The 17,127-nt window shown below is 73.1% G+C and carries 20 protein-coding genes; 15 read left to right on the forward strand and 5 right to left on the reverse strand.

Going from position 1 to position 17,127, the window contains the following annotated elements; translation table 11 throughout:
• The first annotated feature begins 70 nt into the window (after positions 1-70).
• The 12 genes from IEZ20_RS37650 (at position 71) to IEZ20_RS37705 (ending at position 10,630) form a co-directional block, all read left to right on the forward strand.
• Positions 71-1,237 carry an aminotransferase class I/II-fold pyridoxal phosphate-dependent enzyme gene (locus tag IEZ20_RS37650; RefSeq protein ID WP_189307319.1) on the forward strand — a complete coding sequence of 389 codons (1,167 nt, stop codon included), beginning with the start codon at positions 71-73 and terminating at the stop codon, positions 1,235-1,237.
• A complete protein-coding gene (locus tag IEZ20_RS37655) occupies positions 1,227-1,808 on the forward strand; it encodes a DUF6190 family protein (protein ID WP_189307321.1) in 582 nt (193 codons plus the stop codon). Before IEZ20_RS37650 ends, IEZ20_RS37655 begins: the two co-directional genes overlap by 11 nt.
• On the forward strand, positions 1,805-2,743 hold the full coding sequence (locus IEZ20_RS37660) for a dihydrodipicolinate synthase family protein (RefSeq protein ID WP_189307323.1): 939 nt from the start codon (positions 1,805-1,807) through the stop codon (positions 2,741-2,743). Before IEZ20_RS37655 ends, IEZ20_RS37660 begins: the two co-directional genes overlap by 4 nt.
• A complete protein-coding gene (locus IEZ20_RS37665; RefSeq protein WP_229896462.1) occupies positions 2,740-3,603 on the forward strand; it encodes an iron-containing redox enzyme family protein in 864 nt (287 codons plus the stop codon). Before IEZ20_RS37660 ends, IEZ20_RS37665 begins: the two co-directional genes overlap by 4 nt.
• Complete coding sequence (locus IEZ20_RS37670) at positions 3,600-3,878, forward strand: Rieske 2Fe-2S domain-containing protein (RefSeq protein WP_229896463.1); 279 nt, start codon at positions 3,600-3,602, stop codon at positions 3,876-3,878. The genes IEZ20_RS37665 and IEZ20_RS37670 overlap by 4 nt, the downstream gene beginning before the upstream one ends.
• Before the next feature lie 697 nt (positions 3,879-4,575).
• Positions 4,576-5,352, forward strand: coding sequence for a HipA family kinase (locus IEZ20_RS37675; protein ID WP_189307325.1), 777 nt, complete (start codon positions 4,576-4,578; stop codon positions 5,350-5,352).
• Entirely contained in the window at positions 5,349-5,798 is a 450-nt protein-coding gene (locus tag IEZ20_RS37680; RefSeq protein ID WP_189307327.1) for a DUF3037 domain-containing protein, read from the forward strand. The genes IEZ20_RS37675 and IEZ20_RS37680 overlap by 4 nt, the downstream gene beginning before the upstream one ends.
• A gap of 159 nt (positions 5,799-5,957) precedes the next feature.
• Positions 5,958-6,719: a 3-oxoacyl-ACP reductase FabG gene (gene fabG / locus IEZ20_RS37685; protein WP_189307329.1), complete on the forward strand. Its 762-nt coding sequence runs from the start codon at positions 5,958-5,960 to the stop codon at positions 6,717-6,719.
• A gap of 22 nt (positions 6,720-6,741) precedes the next feature.
• A complete protein-coding gene (locus IEZ20_RS37690) occupies positions 6,742-7,503 on the forward strand; it encodes an SDR family oxidoreductase (protein ID WP_189307330.1) in 762 nt (253 codons plus the stop codon).
• A gap of 194 nt (positions 7,504-7,697) precedes the next feature.
• Positions 7,698-9,275 (forward strand): ABC transporter substrate-binding protein, encoded by a 1,578-nt coding sequence (locus tag IEZ20_RS37695; RefSeq protein ID WP_189307332.1) that lies wholly within the window; start codon positions 7,698-7,700, stop codon positions 9,273-9,275.
• Between the two features lie 98 nt (positions 9,276-9,373).
• Positions 9,374-10,057, forward strand: a complete 684-nt coding sequence (gene ung / locus IEZ20_RS37700; RefSeq protein ID WP_189307335.1) for a uracil-DNA glycosylase — start codon at positions 9,374-9,376, stop codon at positions 10,055-10,057.
• 99 nt (positions 10,058-10,156) lie between these two features.
• A complete protein-coding gene (locus IEZ20_RS37705; protein ID WP_189307337.1) occupies positions 10,157-10,630 on the forward strand; it encodes a hypothetical protein in 474 nt (157 codons plus the stop codon).
• Positions 10,631-10,663: 33 nt separating this feature from the next.
• Here the strand turns inward: IEZ20_RS37705 and IEZ20_RS37710 are convergent, their stop codons facing one another.
• Positions 10,664-11,119 carry a hypothetical protein gene (locus IEZ20_RS37710; RefSeq protein WP_229896464.1) on the reverse strand — a complete coding sequence of 152 codons (456 nt, stop codon included), beginning with the start codon at positions 11,117-11,119 and terminating at the stop codon, positions 10,664-10,666.
• Between the two features lie 114 nt (positions 11,120-11,233).
• Positions 11,234-11,866, reverse strand: coding sequence for a TetR/AcrR family transcriptional regulator (locus tag IEZ20_RS37715; RefSeq protein WP_189307341.1), 633 nt, complete (start codon positions 11,864-11,866; stop codon positions 11,234-11,236).
• A gap of 75 nt (positions 11,867-11,941) precedes the next feature.
• Between IEZ20_RS37715 and IEZ20_RS37720 the strand changes: the two genes are divergently transcribed.
• Positions 11,942-13,117, forward strand: coding sequence for an FAD-dependent monooxygenase (locus IEZ20_RS37720; protein ID WP_189307343.1), 1,176 nt, complete (start codon positions 11,942-11,944; stop codon positions 13,115-13,117).
• 9 nt (positions 13,118-13,126) lie between these two features.
• Positions 13,127-14,038 (forward strand): Gfo/Idh/MocA family protein, encoded by a 912-nt coding sequence (locus IEZ20_RS37725; protein WP_189307345.1) that lies wholly within the window; start codon positions 13,127-13,129, stop codon positions 14,036-14,038.
• Here IEZ20_RS37725 and lnt read toward each other — a convergent pair.
• Together lnt and IEZ20_RS37735 are read right to left on the reverse strand one after the other, a co-directional pair.
• On the reverse strand, positions 13,956-15,530 hold the full coding sequence (lnt, locus tag IEZ20_RS37730; protein WP_189307347.1) for an apolipoprotein N-acyltransferase: 1,575 nt from the start codon (positions 15,528-15,530) through the stop codon (positions 13,956-13,958). The two genes, IEZ20_RS37725 and lnt, sit on opposite strands and share 83 nt — an antisense overlap.
• 62 nt (positions 15,531-15,592) lie before the next feature.
• A complete protein-coding gene (locus IEZ20_RS37735; protein ID WP_189307349.1) occupies positions 15,593-16,072 on the reverse strand; it encodes a nuclear transport factor 2 family protein in 480 nt (159 codons plus the stop codon).
• Positions 16,073-16,179: 107 nt separating this feature from the next.
• Here IEZ20_RS37735 and IEZ20_RS37740 point away from each other — a divergent pair, with 107 nt between their 5' ends.
• Entirely contained in the window at positions 16,180-16,779 is a 600-nt protein-coding gene (locus tag IEZ20_RS37740) for a DUF4291 domain-containing protein (protein ID WP_189307392.1), read from the forward strand.
• 20 nt (positions 16,780-16,799) lie between these two features.
• Here the strand turns inward: IEZ20_RS37740 and IEZ20_RS37745 are convergent, their stop codons facing one another.
• Positions 16,800-16,979 (reverse strand): hypothetical protein, encoded by a 180-nt coding sequence (locus tag IEZ20_RS37745; protein WP_189307351.1) that lies wholly within the window; start codon positions 16,977-16,979, stop codon positions 16,800-16,802.
• Positions 16,980-17,127: the final 148 nt, after the last annotated feature.

Raw genomic sequence — 17,127 nt, forward strand, 5'->3', positions numbered from 1 at the left:
GCGCTCCCTACCATTCCTGGCGTCATCAGCGTCATCAGCATGCGAATGCCGTCCTGTGCGAGGAGCGGATATGTCAGCCCAGGATTTGATCGACCTCACCCAGCACGAGATCAAGGCACTGCGCACCCGGTACAACCTGGCGGACGCACACACGCATCAGCGGCAGTCCGGCAGCCAGGACAAGATCGTCGCGCGACTTCCCGCGCTGTGGTACGAGTCGGAGGAACGGCAGCAGGCGCATTTCGAGCGGCAGTTCACCGAGGCTTTCTTCCGCCTGCACGGCCAGACGACCGCGCCCGGCCTGGGCCGCACCCTGCTGTCGTACTCGGCCAGCGTGTCCACCATGGTCGCGGCGATGTACCTGCGCCGGCACGACCACACCGTCTCCCTGGTCGAACCCTGCTTCGACAACCTGGTGGACCTCCTCAAGTACCTGGGGACGCCGCCCGCCGCCCTGCCCGAGGAAGCGCTGGCGGACCCGGACACCGTGTACACGGAGCTGACCCGCCTGGTCCGGACGGACGCGCTGTACCTGGTCGACCCCAACAACCCCACCGGATTCACGCTGTTCACCGACGGCGGCCGGGGCTTCGAGGAGGTCCTGCGGTTCTGCCGCGACCAGCGCAAGCTGCTCATACTGGACTTCTGCTTCGCCTCCTTCGCCCTGCACAACGGCCTGGCCCAGCGCCCCGACGTGTACCGCATGCTGGAGGAGTCCGGCGCCAGCTACCTCGCCATCGAGGACACGGGGAAGACGTGGCCGGTCCAGGACGCCAAGTGCGCCCTGCTGACGGCGAGCGCGGACATCTACGAAGAGGTATACAACCTGCACACCTCCGTGCTGCTCAACGTCTCCCCCTTCGTGCTGAACTTCCTCACCCAGTACGTCGAGGACTCCGTCGCGGACTCCTTCGCCTCGGTGCGCGAGGTGATCGACACCAACCGGGCCACGCTGCGGCGCGAACTGCCCGGTTCGGTCCTGGAACTGCTGGACGCGCGGGTGGACACCAGCGTCGCCTGGCTGCGCATCCTGCCCTCCGGGCTCACCGCGCAGGACATCCACGCGCGGCTGCTCCAGTCCGAGGTCTACGTGCTGCCGGGGAACTACTTCTACTGGGACAACCCGGGCCGGGGCGAGCGGTTCGTGAGGATCGCGCTGGCGCGCCCGCCGGAGCAGTTCGCCGCCGCCGTACGGGTCATCCGCGAGACGCTGGGCTCCGCCTCCCATGAGCGGTGAGGCGGGCGCCCCGCTCCCGGGGGCCGTCCCGGGCCTGGGGACGCTCATCGACGCCTCGGTGTTCATGGGCATGCACAGCACCGACGACAGGGTCAGGACCGCCTGCAAGAACCTCTTCGTCCGGCACCTGGCGGCGCGCCGGCCGCTGGCCATGACGCTGGAGCAGGTGGGGCTGTGCGACGACCTGATCTGGCGGCGGCCACGCGACGAGCAGGACGCCTACTACCCCTTCATGGACAACCTGCACAGCGAACTGCGGATCGCCCGCTTCGGCCTGCGGCAGGACGACGTGCGCACCGCGCTGGAGGCCCCCGCGCTCAAGGGCCTGCCGATCGCCGACGCACTGGTGCTGGCTCCGGCCGTGCACCGCGGCGGCCGGCTGTACAGCGCGTCGCCGCGTCTGCACGCACGTCCCGGCCCCGGAGAACTGCTGAGCGCGCCCCCGGACGGTCCGGAGGAGGCGTTCCCCCCTCGGCTGGAGGAGCTGTACCGCCGGTCGCTGGCGCTGCGCGTCGACCCGGCCGCGCTGGACCGCATTTCCTGCCCCGACGACGATGTGGACTCACCATGACGAACGCTGAGACCCCGCGGAGGTCCCCGGCGCGGCCAAGCTCCGGCGTCGCCCTGGAAACCGGCGCGGCCCGGCCCGCCTCCGGCCCGGACTCCACCCGCCCGCACACCGGGGGCGCGCCCCTCTCCGGCGTGGTCGTGCCGCTGGTCACCCCGCTCGACCGGCAGGGCCGGGTCCGCGCGGACGACGTGGCACGGCTGGTCGACTCGGTCCGCGCCGGGGTGACCGCCCTGATGCCGACCCTCAGCTCGGGCGAGGGCTGGCTGCTGACCGAGGCGCAGTGGCGCGACATGGTGGCGGCCACCGTGCACTGTGCCGACGGCCTGCCGGTCATCGCCGGCGTCCAACTGCCCGACACCGCCGCCGTGGTGGCCCGGACCCGGCTCGCCGCCGAGCTGGGCGCCGACGCGGTGGCGGTCACCACGCCCTTCGGCGCGGGTGTCGGCCAGGAAGACATCGTCACCCACTACGAGCGGGTCCTCGGCGCGGGGTCGCCGGTGCTCGTGTACAACGAGGAGGCCCTGTCCGGCAACCGCATCGAGGCCGGGACGCTCGCACGCGTCTGCCGGCTCCCGGGTGTGATCGGGGTGAAGGAGTCCAGCGGCGACCCGGCGTTCACCCGGCAGCTGGTGGCGGCCGGCCTGGGCGTGCCCGTCTTCGAGGGCTGGGAGAACCTGCTGCTCCAGGTCCCCGGCGTCGCGGGGTTCATCGGCCCCCTGGCCAACCTGGAGCCGGCGCTGTGCGCGGCGCTGCTGCGGCACCCGACGCCGGAGCTCCAGGCCGAGGTCGACACGGCGTGCGAGACCTACGGCATCCTGCGCGACGACTGGTACCTCCATGTCAAGCGCGCCCTGGTCGCGCGGGGCGTCATCGGCACGGACACCACGGCCCAGGACGTGCGCGCGGCCGCCGCGGCGGCGGAGGCGGCGCCGTGATCACGAGGGCGGGCGGGACCCCGGCGCTGCCGCGGTCGGCCACCGTGCAGCAACGGCTCTACTGGCACAACCGCACCGTCCCCGACGCCGCCGGGTATGCCGAACTGCTCGCGCTGGAGGCGGCCTGGCCGCGCGCCGAGGCGGACGCGCTGGCGGCCGCGGCGCCCGCCTTCGGCTCGCTGGACGACCTCCTCGACGCGCTGGAACAGCGCCTGCGCCGCGAGGAGAACGATCCCTCGCCCAGCGAGCGGTACCTGGCCGAGCAGGCGACGGCGGCCGAGTTCGCCTACGTCGCGGGGCAGTTCGCCGTGGACGGCCTGGTGGAGTCGCAGTCGCACCTGGGCGTGCTGCCGCGGCTGACGCCCCGGGCCCGCATGGCGGTGATGCGCGTGCTCATCGACGAGTTCGGGTGCGGCAACGAGGCGCAGGAGCACGCCCGGCTGTACGAGAAGCTGATGGTGGAGCTGGGACTGTCCACCGACCCCTTCCACCACGCCGCCAGGGCCTGCGAGGAGACGCTCGCCTATGTCAACCTCTTCCACTGGCTGGCCTCCCGGGCGCCCACCCCCGACTACTTCCTCGGCGCCTACGCCTACTTCGAGTCCAGCGTGCTCTACGGCTTCCGCTGCTACGCCGCGGCCTGCGCCCGGTTGGGCATCGCCAACGGCCAGTACTACGACGAGCACCTGCACATCGACGCGTTCCACAGCCGCGAGATGCTGGCCGCGCTGCGCGCCTGGGACCGGGAGCACGGCGCGGACCTGGACAGGGTCTGGGCCGGTGTCGAACTGACCAGTGCGACCATCGCCCGTGCCACCGAGGCGGCGGTAAGCCGGGCCCGCGCGGAGGCAGGCCGGTGAGCGGCCCGGAGCGGACGGCAGGGCGGCCCCGGGTCCGCCAACTGGACGCCGACACGGTGGCCGTGGAGTGGCAGGGCCCCGACGGTCAGGACGGCGTGCTCGTCGAGGCGCGCTGTCCGCACCGGGGCGGCCTGCTGCGGCACGCCCACGTGAACGCCGCGGCGACCCGTCTGGTGTGCCCGCTGCACCACTCGGCCTTCGACCTGACCGACGACGGCACGCAGACCTCCGGCCCGGCGTGCCGCGCACTGCGCGTCCGCCCTCTGCCGCAGTGATCCGGGAGGCGCGCCCCGGCACGTTCGGATGACCGGGGCACGCCTCCACGAGGCCGAGGGGGCGGCCGGGACCGGGATCGTCGGCTGGGCGGCTGGACGGCTGGGCGGCTGGGCGGCTGGGATCGGCGGTCGGCGGTCGGCGGTCGGCGGTCGGCGGTCGGCGGTCGGCGGTCGGCGGTCGAGCGGTCGGGCGAACGGGCGAACAGGCGAACGGGCGGCCCGGGACCGTCGGCCGCACCTGCGTCGCCCGGGGTGCCGCCTCCTCGCAGCGGGCTCCCCTCCGCGCAGTCGCGCCGGCGGTCCGGGTCCCCGCGCAGTCGCTCCGGCGGCCCGGGCTCCCCTCCGCGCAGGCTCCGGCGGTCCGGGTCTGCTCCGCGCAGGCTCCGGCGGTCCGGGTCTGCTCCGCGCAGTCGCGCCGGCGGTCCGGGCTCCCTTCCGTGCAGGCTCCGGCGGTCCGGGCCCGCCGCTGCTGCCGCGCCACCTCCTGGCGCGCCGTGCCCCCCCCGGTACTCCTCGCCAGTGATCACCCTCGGTTACTATGCTCACTTCATGCCCGCGGCCGGAACCAAGGGGCGGACGGCCAGGGACGGCCTGCTCCCGGACTCTCCCGGGGCCGCCCACGGGCGAGTCCTGCTGCTGCGCCCCGTCGAGATCGATCTTGCATGTGCAAGGCTGAAGAGATGGACGGCCCGGAAAAATGCTGAAAGAGGTCACCGCGACCCGCTACATCACGCCCCTGCGTGAGGGCGGCTCGCTGCCGGGGCTCGTCGAGGCCGACGACTTCGGGACCTACGTCATGAAGTTCACCGGCGCCGGACAGGGCCGCAAGACCCTGGTCGCCGAGGTGGTGTGCGGCGAACTCGCCCGGCGCCTCGGATTCCGCATGCCCCGGCTGGTCACCGTGCAGCTGGACCCCGTCCTCGGGCTCGGCGAGCCCGAACAGCAGGTGCAGGACCTGCTCCGGGGCAGCGGCGGCGTCAACCTCGGCATGGACTTCCTGTCCGGCGCCCTCGGCTACGACCCGCTCGCCTTCCCGGTGAGCCCCGGGGAGGCGGGCCGGATCGTCTGGTTCGACGCGCTCATCAACAACGTCGACCGCTCCTGGCGCAACCCCAACCTGCTGGTGCACCAGGGCGAGCTGTGGCTCATCGACCACGGCGCCACCATGATCTGGCACCACAACTGGCCCGCCGCCGAAGCCTCGGCGGCCCGCCCCTACGACGCCTCCGACCACGCCCTCGCCCGCTTCGCCCCGGACGTCGCCGCCGCCGCGGCCGAGCTGGCCCCCCGGGTCACCGAGGACCTGCTCGCCGAGGTCACCGCCGAGATCCCGGAGGCCTGGCTCGCCGACGAGCCCGGCTTCGACACCCCGGACGAGCTGCGCCGGGCCTACGCGCGGCCGCTGCTCGCGCGGGCGGCCGTCATCGCGGAGCGGATCACCGGCCTCGGCGCCGGACAGGAGGAGGGCAAGTGAGCGAGCGCCACATCCACATGGCCGGCCATGTGACCGAGCGGCACATCACCCGGGCGGGCCAGGGCGGTGACCGGGACGTGTTCGAGTACGCGCTGCTGCGGGTCGTGCCCCGGGTGGAGCGCGGGGAGTGCATCAACGCGGGCGTGGTCGTCTACTGCCGCGCCCGGGGCTACGTCGGCGCCCGCACCCATCTGGACGAGGCCCGGCTGCTGGCGCTGGACCCGGCCGCCGACGTGGCGGGGGTGCGCGCAGCGCTCGGTGCGATCGAGCGCCACTGCGCGGGCGGCGAGCAGGCCGGACAGGCGGCCGGCGACGACGCGGGGCGCCGCTACCGCTGGCTGATCGCGCCGCGCTCCACCGTGGTCCAGCCCGGTCCGGTGCACACCGGTCTGACCGCCGACCCGGCCGCCGAGACGGAGCGGTTGCTGGACCTCCTGGTGAGGTAATGGATCACACCGGCCGGATGTGCCGTTGACACCGCGTGCCAGGGCTTCTAGCGTCACGGGTGCTGAAGGTACTAAGCGGTCGCTCACCGCACCAGGGGCCCTCCCGGAGGGCCCGACAGGTCTCTCAAGACGTTCTCTCAAGGGCGAGGAGAAGCAGCAATGTCCACCACCCAACAGCGGGTCGCGATCGTCACCGGCGCGGCACGCGGCATCGGCGCCGCCACCGCCGTACGACTGGCCGCCGAGGGCCACGCGGTCGCCGTGATCGACCTGGACGAGGCCGCCTGCAAGGACACCGTCGAGAAGATCACCGCGGCCGGCGGCAAGGCCGTCGCGGTCGGGGCGGACGTCTCCGACGAGGCGCAGGTCGAGGCGGCCGTCGCCCGGATCGCGGAGGAGCTCGGCGCTCCGACGATCCTGGTCAACAACGCGGGTGTGCTGCGCGACAACCTGCTGTTCAAGATGAGCGTCTCCGACTGGGACACCGTCCTGAACGTGCACCTGCGCGGCTCGTTCCTGATGACCAAGGCCGTCCAGAAGCACATGGTGGACGCCGGTTGGGGCCGGATCGTCAACCTCTCCTCCTCCTCGGCGCTCGGCAACCGCGGCCAGGCCAACTACTCGGCCGCCAAGGCGGGCCTGCAGGGCTTCACCAAGACCCTCGCCATCGAGCTGGGCAAGTTCGGCATCACCGCCAACGCCGTCGCCCCCGGCTTCATCGCCACCGAGATGACCAAGGCCACCGCCGACCGCGTCGGCATGGGCTTCGAGGACTTCAAGAAGGCCGCCGCCACCCAGATCCCCGTGCAGCGCGTCGGCGAGCCCGAGGACATCGCCAACGCCATCGCCTTCTTCACCGGCGAGGCGGCCGGCTTCGTCTCCGGCCAGGTGCTGTACGTCGCCGGCGGACCGCTCGACTAAGGGATCCAGGGGAAACACGGACATGACTGAACTCCCGGAGCTGTCCGGCAAGGTCGCCATCGTCACCGGCGCCAGCCGAGGCATCGGCTACGGCGTCGCCGAGGCGCTCGTCGCGCGCGGCGACCGCGTCTGCATCACCGGCCGCGGCGAGGACGCCCTGAAGGAGGCCGCCGAGCAGCTCGGCGCCGAACGGGTCATCGCCGTCGCCGGCAAGGCGCACGACCTGAACCACCAGACCGAGGTCGTCGAGCGCACCATGGCGGCCTTCGGCCGGGTCGACTTCCTGGTCAACAACGCGGGCACCAACCCCGTGTTCGGCCCGATCGCGGACCTCGACCTGGACGTCGCCCGCAAGGTCTTCGAGACGAACGTGATCTCCGCGCTCGGCTTCGCCCAGAAGACCTGGCACGCCTGGCAGAAGGACAACGGCGGCGCGATCGTCAACATCGCCTCGGTCGCCGGCCTCGCGCCCTCGCCCTTCATCGGCGCCTACGGCGTCAGCAAGGCCGCGATGATCAACCTGACCCAGCAGCTGGCGCACGAGTTCGCGCCCGGGGTCCGGGTCAACGCGATCGCCCCGGCCGTGGTCAAGACGAAGTTCGCGCAGGCCCTGTACGAGGGCCGGGAGGAGGAGGCGGCCGCCGCCTACCCGCTCGGCCGGCTCGGTGTGCCCTCCGACATCGGCGGGGCCGCCGCGTTCCTCACCTCCGAGCAGTCCGACTGGGTCACCGGCCAGACGCTCGTCGTGGACGGCGGCATCTTCCTCAACGCCGGCGTCGGCTGAGACGGGACATCTCTTCCGGGCGTCGATTTTCGGACGGATCGACGCCCGGGAGGGGGTAGCGGAACCGCTCAGCGGAATGACAACGTCGTCACCGCTCAGTCGATCAAGAAGGTCCGTTTCCGGGCAGGTTCAGGGGCCCGAACGCTGCGGTATGGTCTGCCGACCCTTGGTGCGGCAGATCGAGGAGCGTGCGCGTGTTCAACCGGAACCGATTCCTGCGGAAAGTCGCGGCGATCGCGTCCCTGTCCCTGGTGGCCGGATGCAGTCTGTTGTCGGACGGCGATCCCGACAGCCAGGGCCCGATCGTCGTGGGCACCACCAGCGCCCCCAGCACGCTGGACCCGGCCGGTGCCTGGGACGGCTCCTGGGAGCTGTACCGGAACATCTTCCAGACGCTCCTCGCCTACCCCAACGGCGCCACCACCCCCCAGCCCGACGCGGCCGAGAGCTGCTCCTTCACCGACTCCAGCAGCCGCACCTACCGCTGCGAGCTGCGGGCCGGCCTGAAGTTCTCCGACGGTGACCCGCTGACCGCCGAGGCCGTCCGGCACTCGATCGAGCGCATCCGCACCATCGACGCCCCCGGGGGCCCCGCCGGGCTGCTCGGCAGCCTGGACAAGGTCGAGACCTCCGGCGACCGCGAGATCACCTTCCACCTCAACCAGCCCGACGCCACCTTCCCGTTCGTGCTGGCCACCCCGGCGATGTCGATCGTCGACCCGGACGACTACCCCGCCACCTCCCTGCGCAAGGACACCTCGGTGCACGGCTCCGGGCCGTACGAGCTGAAGTCCTACGAGGAGGGCTCCGAGGCCGTCCTGGTCCGCAACGACGCCTACAAGGGCTTCGCCGAGCGGCAGAACGACGCGGTGACCATCCGCTACTTCAAGGACTCCGCCGGCATGGTCAAGGCCCTGCGGGACAAGCAGATCGACGTCACCTACCGAGGCCTCGCCGCCGACGACATCCTCGCCCTGCAGGAGCACGACAACGAGGACCTGCAACTGGTCGACGGCACCGGCACCGACATCAGCTACCTGGTGTTCAACCCCAAGGACCCCTGGGCCAAGCAGCCCGCCGTGCGCAAGGCCATCGCCCAGATCGTGGACCGGGGCGCGATCGCGCACAAGATATACAAGGACACCGTCGACCCGCTGTACTCGATGGTCCCTAAGGGCCTGACCGGCCACGCCACGCCCTTCTTCGACGACTACGGCGAGCCGAGCGTCACCAAGGCCCGCACGATCCTCTCCGACGCCGGCATCACCCGGCCCGTCCCGCTCACCTTCTGGTACACCACCGACCGCTACGGCTCCGAGACCGCCCTGATGTTCCGGGAGCTGAAGCGGCAGCTGGACGCCTCGGGCCTGTTCGCCATCACCCTCAAGAGCCGCCCCTGGAAGAGCTACGTGGTCGGCTACCAGAAGGGCGAGTACCCGGTGTTCGGGCGCGGCTGGTTCCCGGACTTCCCCGACGCGGACAACTTCATCGCCCCGTTCGTCGGCGAGCACAACGCCCTCGGCACGCCCTACCCGGCCAAGGAGATCACCGGCCGGCTGCTGCCCCACGCGCGCTCCGAGAGCGACCGCGCCCGGACCGTCAAGGACGTGGAGGAGGCCCAGCAGATCATGGTGGACGACGCCCGGCTGATCCCGCTGTGGCAGGGCCGGCAGTTCGTGGCGGCCAGCGTGGACATCTCCGGCGGCGAGCAGGCCCTCGACCCCTCGACGATCATGATGATGTGGACACTGCACCGCAAGACCAGCTGGTGAAACGCCCTCCCGGCAACGGTTGTCAGTGGTCGCCTGTAGGTTCTGGATCCTGGAAGTGACCGCACGCCGTAGTTGATAGACATCGTGAGGACGTTGACGTGACCGACATCGCCATGCTGCCCGAGTCCTGGCGCGGGGTTCTGGGTGACGAGCTGCAGCAGCCCTACTTCAAGGAGCTGACCGAGTTCGTCGAGGAGGAGCGGGCGAAGGGCCCCGTCTATCCGCCGCGCGAGGAGGTCTTCGCCGCGCTGGACGCGACGCCGTACGAGCAGGTGAAGGTCCTCATCCTCGGCCAGGACCCGTACCACGGCGAGGGCCAGGGCCACGGCCTGTGCTTCTCGGTCCGCCCCGGCGTCAGGACCCCGCCCTCCCTGCGGAACATCTACAAGGAGATGCAGGAGGAGCTGGGCCTGCCCGTCCCGGACAACGGCTATCTGATGCCGTGGGCCCAGCAGGGTGTGCTGCTGCTCAACGCGGTCCTCACGGTCCGGGCCGGCGAGGCCAACTCGCACAAGGGCATGGGCTGGGAGAAGTTCACGGACGCGGTGATCCGCGCCGTGGTCTCCCGCCCCGACCCGGCGGTCTTCGTCCTGTGGGGCAACTACGCGCAGAAGAAGCTGCCGCTGATCGACGAGACCCGGCACGCGGTGGTCAAGGGCGCCCACCCCTCCCCGCTCTCCGCGAAGAAGTTCTTCGGCTCCCGCCCGTTCACCCAGATCAACGAGGCGATCGCCGCCCAGGGCCACGAGCCCATCGACTGGCGGATCCCGAACCTGGGCTGAGGTTCGCCCCGGGGGAGCCACGGCGCCGCCTGTCCGGGAATCCGCCGCACGCCGGTTAGCGTCGGGACCGACCCATTGCCGACGGTCCGGAGGGCACCCGTGGTGGAGCGACAGGAGCAGGTGGCGCCGGACGCCGTGCTGACGCGGATCGGGCAGGTCGTCATGCTGCACCACGGGGGCGACCGCGAGGAGGCCCGCAGCCGCTTCCTGGCCCTCTGGGCGGAGATCGGCGAGGAGGGCGACCCGCTGCACCGCTGCACCCTGGCCCACTACCTGGCCGACACCCAGGACGACCCGGCGGACGAACTCGCCTGGGACCTGCGGGCGCTGTCGGCGGCGGAGGAGCTGGCCGACGGCCGTGCGGGCGGCGACCCGGCGAGCGTGCGGGGATTCTTCCCCTCCCTGCACCTCAGCCTGGCCGCGGACTACGTGAAACTGGGCCGCGCCGAGGCCGCCCGCAGCCATCTGCTCCGGGCCCGTACGGCCGCGGGCACCCTCGCCGACGACGGCTACGGCGCGGGCGTGCGGGCCGCGATCAGCCGGCTGGCGGTGCGCTTGGGGGAGGACGGGTAGGCGTGGTTCCCCGCGCCGCTTACGGGGCGCCGGTCAGTGGTCGTACGCCTGTTCGCAGATCTTCGCCTCCGGGCTGTCCTTCTGCCAGCCGCCGTACCTCTTGCCCAGGGCGCAGACGTCCGGGGCCGGTCCCAGGCGTGGGGTGGGCGAGGCGGTGTGCGGTGGTCCGGTGCGGGCCGGGCGCGGGGGTTCGGGCGGGGTCGGGGGCCGGTGCGTCGACCCGGGCGTGGCCTGGGCGCGGTGCCGGACGGGGGGCCCGGGACGCGCCGGGTGCCGGGACGGGCCGGCCATCTCCAGCGCCTCGCGGACCGGTGCCTGGACCACCCGGGGTTCCGCGCTGCCGTCCGGGCGGGACGCGGCCGGCTGGGAGGGCGCGGTGTCCGGCGGTGCCGCCGGTGCCGTCGCCGGGTTCCGTACCGTCACACAGCCGGAGAGGGCCGAGACGGCCACGGTGACCAGAAGCGCTGCGGTCGTCGTCGTTCGATACACCCGCGCCACTCTGGTGGCTCGGCCCCGGCTCGGCACCGGGTAGCCGAGTCGGATGCGCCCGTACGGGTGATTGCATTCCCCGTGCGGAGGGTGCCGCGGTGCCGGGGCTGACGTTCAGGCCCCGGCGGCGCCGTCGGTCCGCGGCCCCAGCAGGCCCCCGAGGAGTTCCCGCAGCCCGGTGCGGATCTCCTCCAGGTCCGGTGTCCGGCTGCTGAACGAACCGGCCGCACAGGAGAACATCAGCCCGTCCGCCCAGGCGACCAGGGACAGCACATGGCGGTCCGGGTCGGCCGATCCCGCCGCGGTGAGCATCGCCGCCAGCTGCTCCCTGAAGACGGCGCCCGTCCGGTCGTAGAAGGCGCGCAACTCGGGGCGGCGGGTGGCCTCCAGGGCCAGTTCGTACCGGGCGATCAGCAGTTCGCGGTGGCGGGTCAGCGAGCGGTGCACCGCGAGTGCCAGTCCGTCCGCCAGCGCCTCGGTCCCGCCGCTCGGGTCCGGCATCTCCTCCAGCGCCAGTACGCGGGCCTCCCGTTCCGCGTGCCGGCGTACCGCGAGTTCCAGCAGGGCCTGCCGGGTGCGCGCCACGTTCGACGTCGAGCCCAGGGGAAGCCCGGCCGCCTCGTCCACCGCCCGGTGGGTCAGTCCGCGCATGCCGCGCTCGGCGAGCAGGGCGAGGGAGGTGTCGGCGACGAGATCGGCGCGGGAGGTGCTGGGGCTGCTGGGGCTGCTGGGGCGGGCTGCGGACATGAGGTGACCCTACCCCGCTCACTACGGCTGTAGTAGAGTCGCCGCGTACTACAGGTGTAGTCACGAGGAGGGGTCATGGCACAGCCGGCACGCGCCATCGTCATCGGCGGCGGAATCGGGGGGCTGGCCGCCGCGGCCGCCCTGCACCTCAGGGGCTGGTCCGTGACCGTGCTGGAGCGCGCACCCGCCCTCGCCCCGGTCGGCACCGCCATCTCGCTCGCCCCGAACGCCCTGCGCGCCCTGGACGTCCTCGGCATCGGCGAGGAGATCCGCGACCTGGCCGCGTGGCAGGGCGACGGGGGACTGCGCACCCCCGGCGGGCGCTGGCTCTCCCGCTCCAGTGCCGAGGCCGCCGCCGCCCGCTTCGGCGGCCCCCTGGTCCTGCTGCCCCGGGCCACCCTCGTCGGCCGGCTCGCCGCCCTGCTCCCGCCCGGGGCCGTCCGCACCGCGACGACCGCCGCCCTCGCCGACGCCGGCGACCGGACCCGGCCCGCCCGCGTGACCGTCGGCGAGGAGGAACTGGAAGCCGACCTGGTCGTCGGCGCGGACGGCATCCGCTCGCGGGTCCGCGCCGCCCTGTTCCCCGGGCATCCCGGGCCCGTGTACGCGGGGTTCACCACCTGGCGGCTGCTGATCCCGGTGCCCGGCGCGGAGTTCGCCTCGCACGAGACCTGGGGCCGCGGCCGCCTCTGGGGCACCCACCCCCTCAGGGACGGCCGGGTCTACGCCTACGCGGCGGCCACGGCCCGGGCGGGGGAGCGGGCACCGGACGACGAGAGGGCCGAACTCCTGCGCCGCTACGGCGACTGGCACCACCCGATCCCCGCCGTGCTCGCCGCCGCCCGCCCCGCGGACGTGCTCCGGCACGACGTCCACCACCTCGCCCGGCCCCTGCCGGCCCACCACTCGGGCCGGACCGTCCTCCTCGGCGACGCCGCGCACGCCATGCCCCCGACCCTCGGCCAGGGCGGCAACCAGGCCGTCGAGGACGCCGTCGTCCTCGCCCACCACGGCCCGGACCTCGCCGCCTACACCGCCGCCCGCCTCCCCCGGACGACCGCGATCGCCCGCCGGGCCGTCCGGGTCGCCCGCCTCACCATGACCGGCAACCGGGCCGCCGTGGCCGTACGCGACGCGGCGCTCGCGGCCCTGTCGCAGGCCGGACCGGCGCTCTTCCTGCGGAGCTTCGACGGCATCGCCGACTGGCGGCCCCCGTATGCTTCCGGCAGGCACCACGCAGGCACGCAGTAGGGAGAACACGTGAAGGTCGGCTGCATCGGACTCGGGGACATCGCGCAGAAGGCCTACCTGCCGGTGCTGGGCACGCAGCCGGGAGTCGAACTGCACCTGCAGACCCGTACGCCCGCCACCCTGGACCGCGTCGCGGACACCCTGCACCTGCCGCGCGAGCAGCGGCACACCACCCTGGACTCGCTGCTCGCCGCCGGCCTCGACGCGGCCTTCGTACACGCGCCGACCACCGTGCACCCCGAGATCGTCACCCGGCTGCTGGAGGCCGGCGTGCCGACGTACGTGGACAAGCCGCTCGCCTACCGGCTCGCCGACTCCGAGCGGCTGGCCGGCCTGGCCGAGCAGCGCGGCGTCTCGCTGTTCGTCGGCTTCAACCGCCGCTACGCCCCCGGGTACACCCAGTGCCTGGACCACCCGCGCGAGCTGATCCTCATGCAGAAGAACCGGATCGGGCTGCCGGAGGAACCCCGCTCGATGGTCCTGGACGACTTCATCCACGTCGTCGACACCCTGCGCTTCCTGGTGCCGGGCCCCGTCGACGACATGACCGTCCGGGCCCGCGTCGAGGACGGGCTGGTCCACCACCTCGTGCTCCAGCTCGCCGGTGACGGCTTCACCGCCGTCGGGATGATGAACCGGCTCAGCGGCTCCAGCGAGGAGATCCTGGAGGTGTCCGGGCAGGACACCAAGCGCCAGGTGGTCAACCTCGCGGAGATGATCGACCACAAGGGGCAGCCCACGGTGCGCCGGCGCGGCGACTGGGTGCCGGTGGCCCGGCAGCGCGGCATCGAGCAGGCGGTCCTCGCCTTCCTCGACGCCGTACGCGCCGGGCAGGTGCTCAGCGCGAGGGACGCGCTGGCGACTCATGAACTGTGCGAGCGGGTGGTGCGAGCGGTTCAGGAGCGCTGCGGCGCAGCCTGAGCGCCCGCGTCCCCTCGGTCACGCCCAGCGCGACCAGCACCAGCAGCGCGCCGTGCACCGGCCAGTCGCCGTAGCGGACGTACGGCGTGACGCCGTGCGCGAGCGGTACGTCGTACACCCGCGCGGTGCTCGCGTCGGTGCCGAGCCACGGGCCGAGGCGCTGTCCGCCCGGGCCGTACACCGCCGAGACGCCCGTCAGCGTGGCGTGCACCACCGGCCGGCCGGTCTCGGCGGCCCGCAGCGCGGCCAGCGAGGCGTGCTGCTCCGGCGCCCAGCTGTGCTGGAAGGACGAGGTGGAGGACTGGCCGAGGAGGACGTCCGAGCCGTCCTCGGCGAGGTGCCGGCTCATGTCGGGGAACGCGGTCTCGAAGCAGATCAGCGGGCCGACGCGCAGTCCGTGCCCGACGTCCATCACGGTCTGCCCGGTGCCGCGCCGCCGGTCCTCGCCGGCGGCCCGGCCCACCGAGGTGGCCCAGCCGAGCAGCGAACGGGCCGGTATGTACTCGCCGAACGGCACCAGCCGCATCTTGTCGTACCGGTCGCCGGTCAGGCCGTGCGGGCCGACCAGCACCGAACTCTTGTAGATGCCGGGCCGGTCGGAGCGGCGGGCGTCGACGTTCACCAGCACGTCGGCGCCGGTCTCGCGGGACAGCGCGGTCAGCCGCCGGGCCAGGTCGGGGCGGTGGTCCAGGTCGAAGCCGACGCTGGACTCGCCCCACACGACCAGGTCGACGTCCTGTCCGGCGAGCCGCCGGGTCAGCTGTTCCTCCCGGTCGAACCGCTTGTCGCCGCTGCCCTGCCCGGCCACGATCCCCGGCTGTACGACGGCGATCCGCACCCGCCGGCCGACGTCCGGGTGCGGCGCCCACGCCCACGCGGCCGAGGCCGCGGCGGCCGTGGCGACCAGCGAGGCCACGGCCGGCAGACGGGACGCGCGGACGGCGAGCAGCACGGCCGCGGCGACGTTCACGGCCACCACCAGGAAGCTGAGCAGCCACACCCCGCCGACCGAGGCCAGCCGCAGCGCCGGTTCCACCTGCCACTGGCTGGCGCCGAGCATCCCCCACGGGCCGCCGAGGCCCTGCCAGGAGCGGACCAGCTCCACCGCGAGCCAGGCCGAGGGCAGCACCAGCAGCGCGACGGCCGCCCGGCCCGGGGAGGGCACCCCGCCCAGGAACCGGCGCACCAGCCAGCCCCAGGGCGCCCAGAGCAGACCCAGCAGCGCGGCGATCAGGAAGATGAACACGTGCAGGCTGGGCAGCAGCCAGTGGTGCACCGCCACCAGGAAGCCGATGCCGCCCCACCAGCCGTCGTACAGGGCCCGCCGCCCGGTCGGCGCCGAGCGGGCCAGCAGGATCCACGGGACCAGCGCGACGTAGGCGAACCACCACAGGGAGGGAGCGGGGAACGCGAGCACGGGAAGGGCGCCGGCCAGGGCCGCGGTGGCCGAGCGGCGCCACGGGGAGGTCAGCCAGTGGTCGATCATCCTCATAAGGAGCCTCCCTACCCAGCGATGGCTCCAGTGTGCGCACGGGACGCGGGGCGGTGCGCGTTTCAGCCCCGGTGGGGCGTGCGGCGCCACTTCTCCCGGACGACGACCTCGCTCAGCCGCCAGCCCTCCGGTGTGCGCAGGAGTCCGAAGTCGTACCGTCCGCCGCACTCCAGGTCCGGGGCCGCACAGCCGTCGGCGGCGGGGAGGCGCAGGGGGGCGAGGCGCATGGGGTTGAGGTAGTCGGCGCGGACGCGGGCGGTGTCGCCGGTGTCCTGGTCGAGGTCGCCGAAGCGCACCTGGCGGTTGACGATCAGGTGCTGGCGCACGGCGAAGGGGGCCAGGTTCTCGGCGAGCCAGGCGGCGACCCGGTCCGCGTCGCCCTCGATGCCGCCCGCCGAGCGGTAGTCGGCCCGGCCGTCCGCCGTGAACAGCCCCCGGTACGCCGTCCAGTCGCCGTCGTCCACCGCCACCGCGTACGCGGTCACCAGGTCGTCCACGGCCAGCCGGTCCCTCATGGTCGCGAACTCCGCACGCTGCGTCATCGGCCAAGTGTTGGGCACGGCGGGGCCGGAGCCAAGAGCCGTGCGGGGTGAATATTCGGTGGTGCGGGACGTGTGCGGCGGCCGAGGCTGTTCCCGTGAACGACGAAATGACCGCGACCGAGCCGAAGTTCCGTATCCGTGCCCGGTACACCGACACCACGGTCACCGTGTACCAGGCCTACCGCCCGCAGATCGGCCGTCCGGCCGCCCGCACCGGACGCTTCCCGTCCGCCTGGAAGCGGGACCGGATGACCTGGATCAAGCCGTCCTTCCTGTGGATGATGTACCGCTGCGGCTGGGGCACGAAGGAGGGCCAGGAGACCGTCCTCGCCGTCGACATCAGCCGCGAGGGCTTCGAGTGGGCCCTGCGCCACTCCTGCCTGTCCCACTACGTGCCCGCGCTGCACGCCGACCAGGACGCCTGGAAGCAGCGGCTGCGGAGCAGCCCGGCCCGGGTGCAGTGGGACCCGGAGCGGGACCTGCACCTGAACCCGCTGCCGTACCGCTCCTTGCAGCTCGGCCTCTCCGGGGAGGCGGCGGCCCGGTACGCCGACGAGTGGATCGTCGGCATCGAGGACGTCACCCCGCTGGCCACGGAGATCCGCGCGCTGGTGCGGGCGGGCGAAACGGAGCGCGCGAGCGGGCTGTTGCCGCGGGAGACGCCGTACCCGGCGCCCGACGAGGCGCTGGCGCACCTGCGGGCGTAGGTTCGCGGTGCCCGCTGGTGTCAGGCCGCCTCGATGACCTGCCCGCGGATCGCCTCGGCCCACTCGATCACCAACAGCTCGTACTCCGCGCGCTCCTCGGCCGACAGGGTGCCGCCCGCACGCAGCCACAGCGCCCGGATCTGCTCGTTCACCTCGGCGGCAGAGCGCACGGAACCACGGGGCGGGGTTTCGGGGGACATGCGGACCAGCCTAGGGGCAAGCACTGACAGCCCGCTACCGCGTGGCTACGCAGAAGGTATGGGGTTGGTCACCGCCACCGCCCGGCAGCGCTTCGCCGGCCGTGAAGTGCCTGGCGCGGCCGGGGCGTTGCCCAGCTCACGGGCGGAT

This window comes from Streptomyces cinerochromogenes (assembly GCF_014648635.1).
Classification (GTDB): Bacteria; Actinomycetota; Actinomycetes; order Streptomycetales; family Streptomycetaceae; genus Streptomyces; species Streptomyces cinerochromogenes.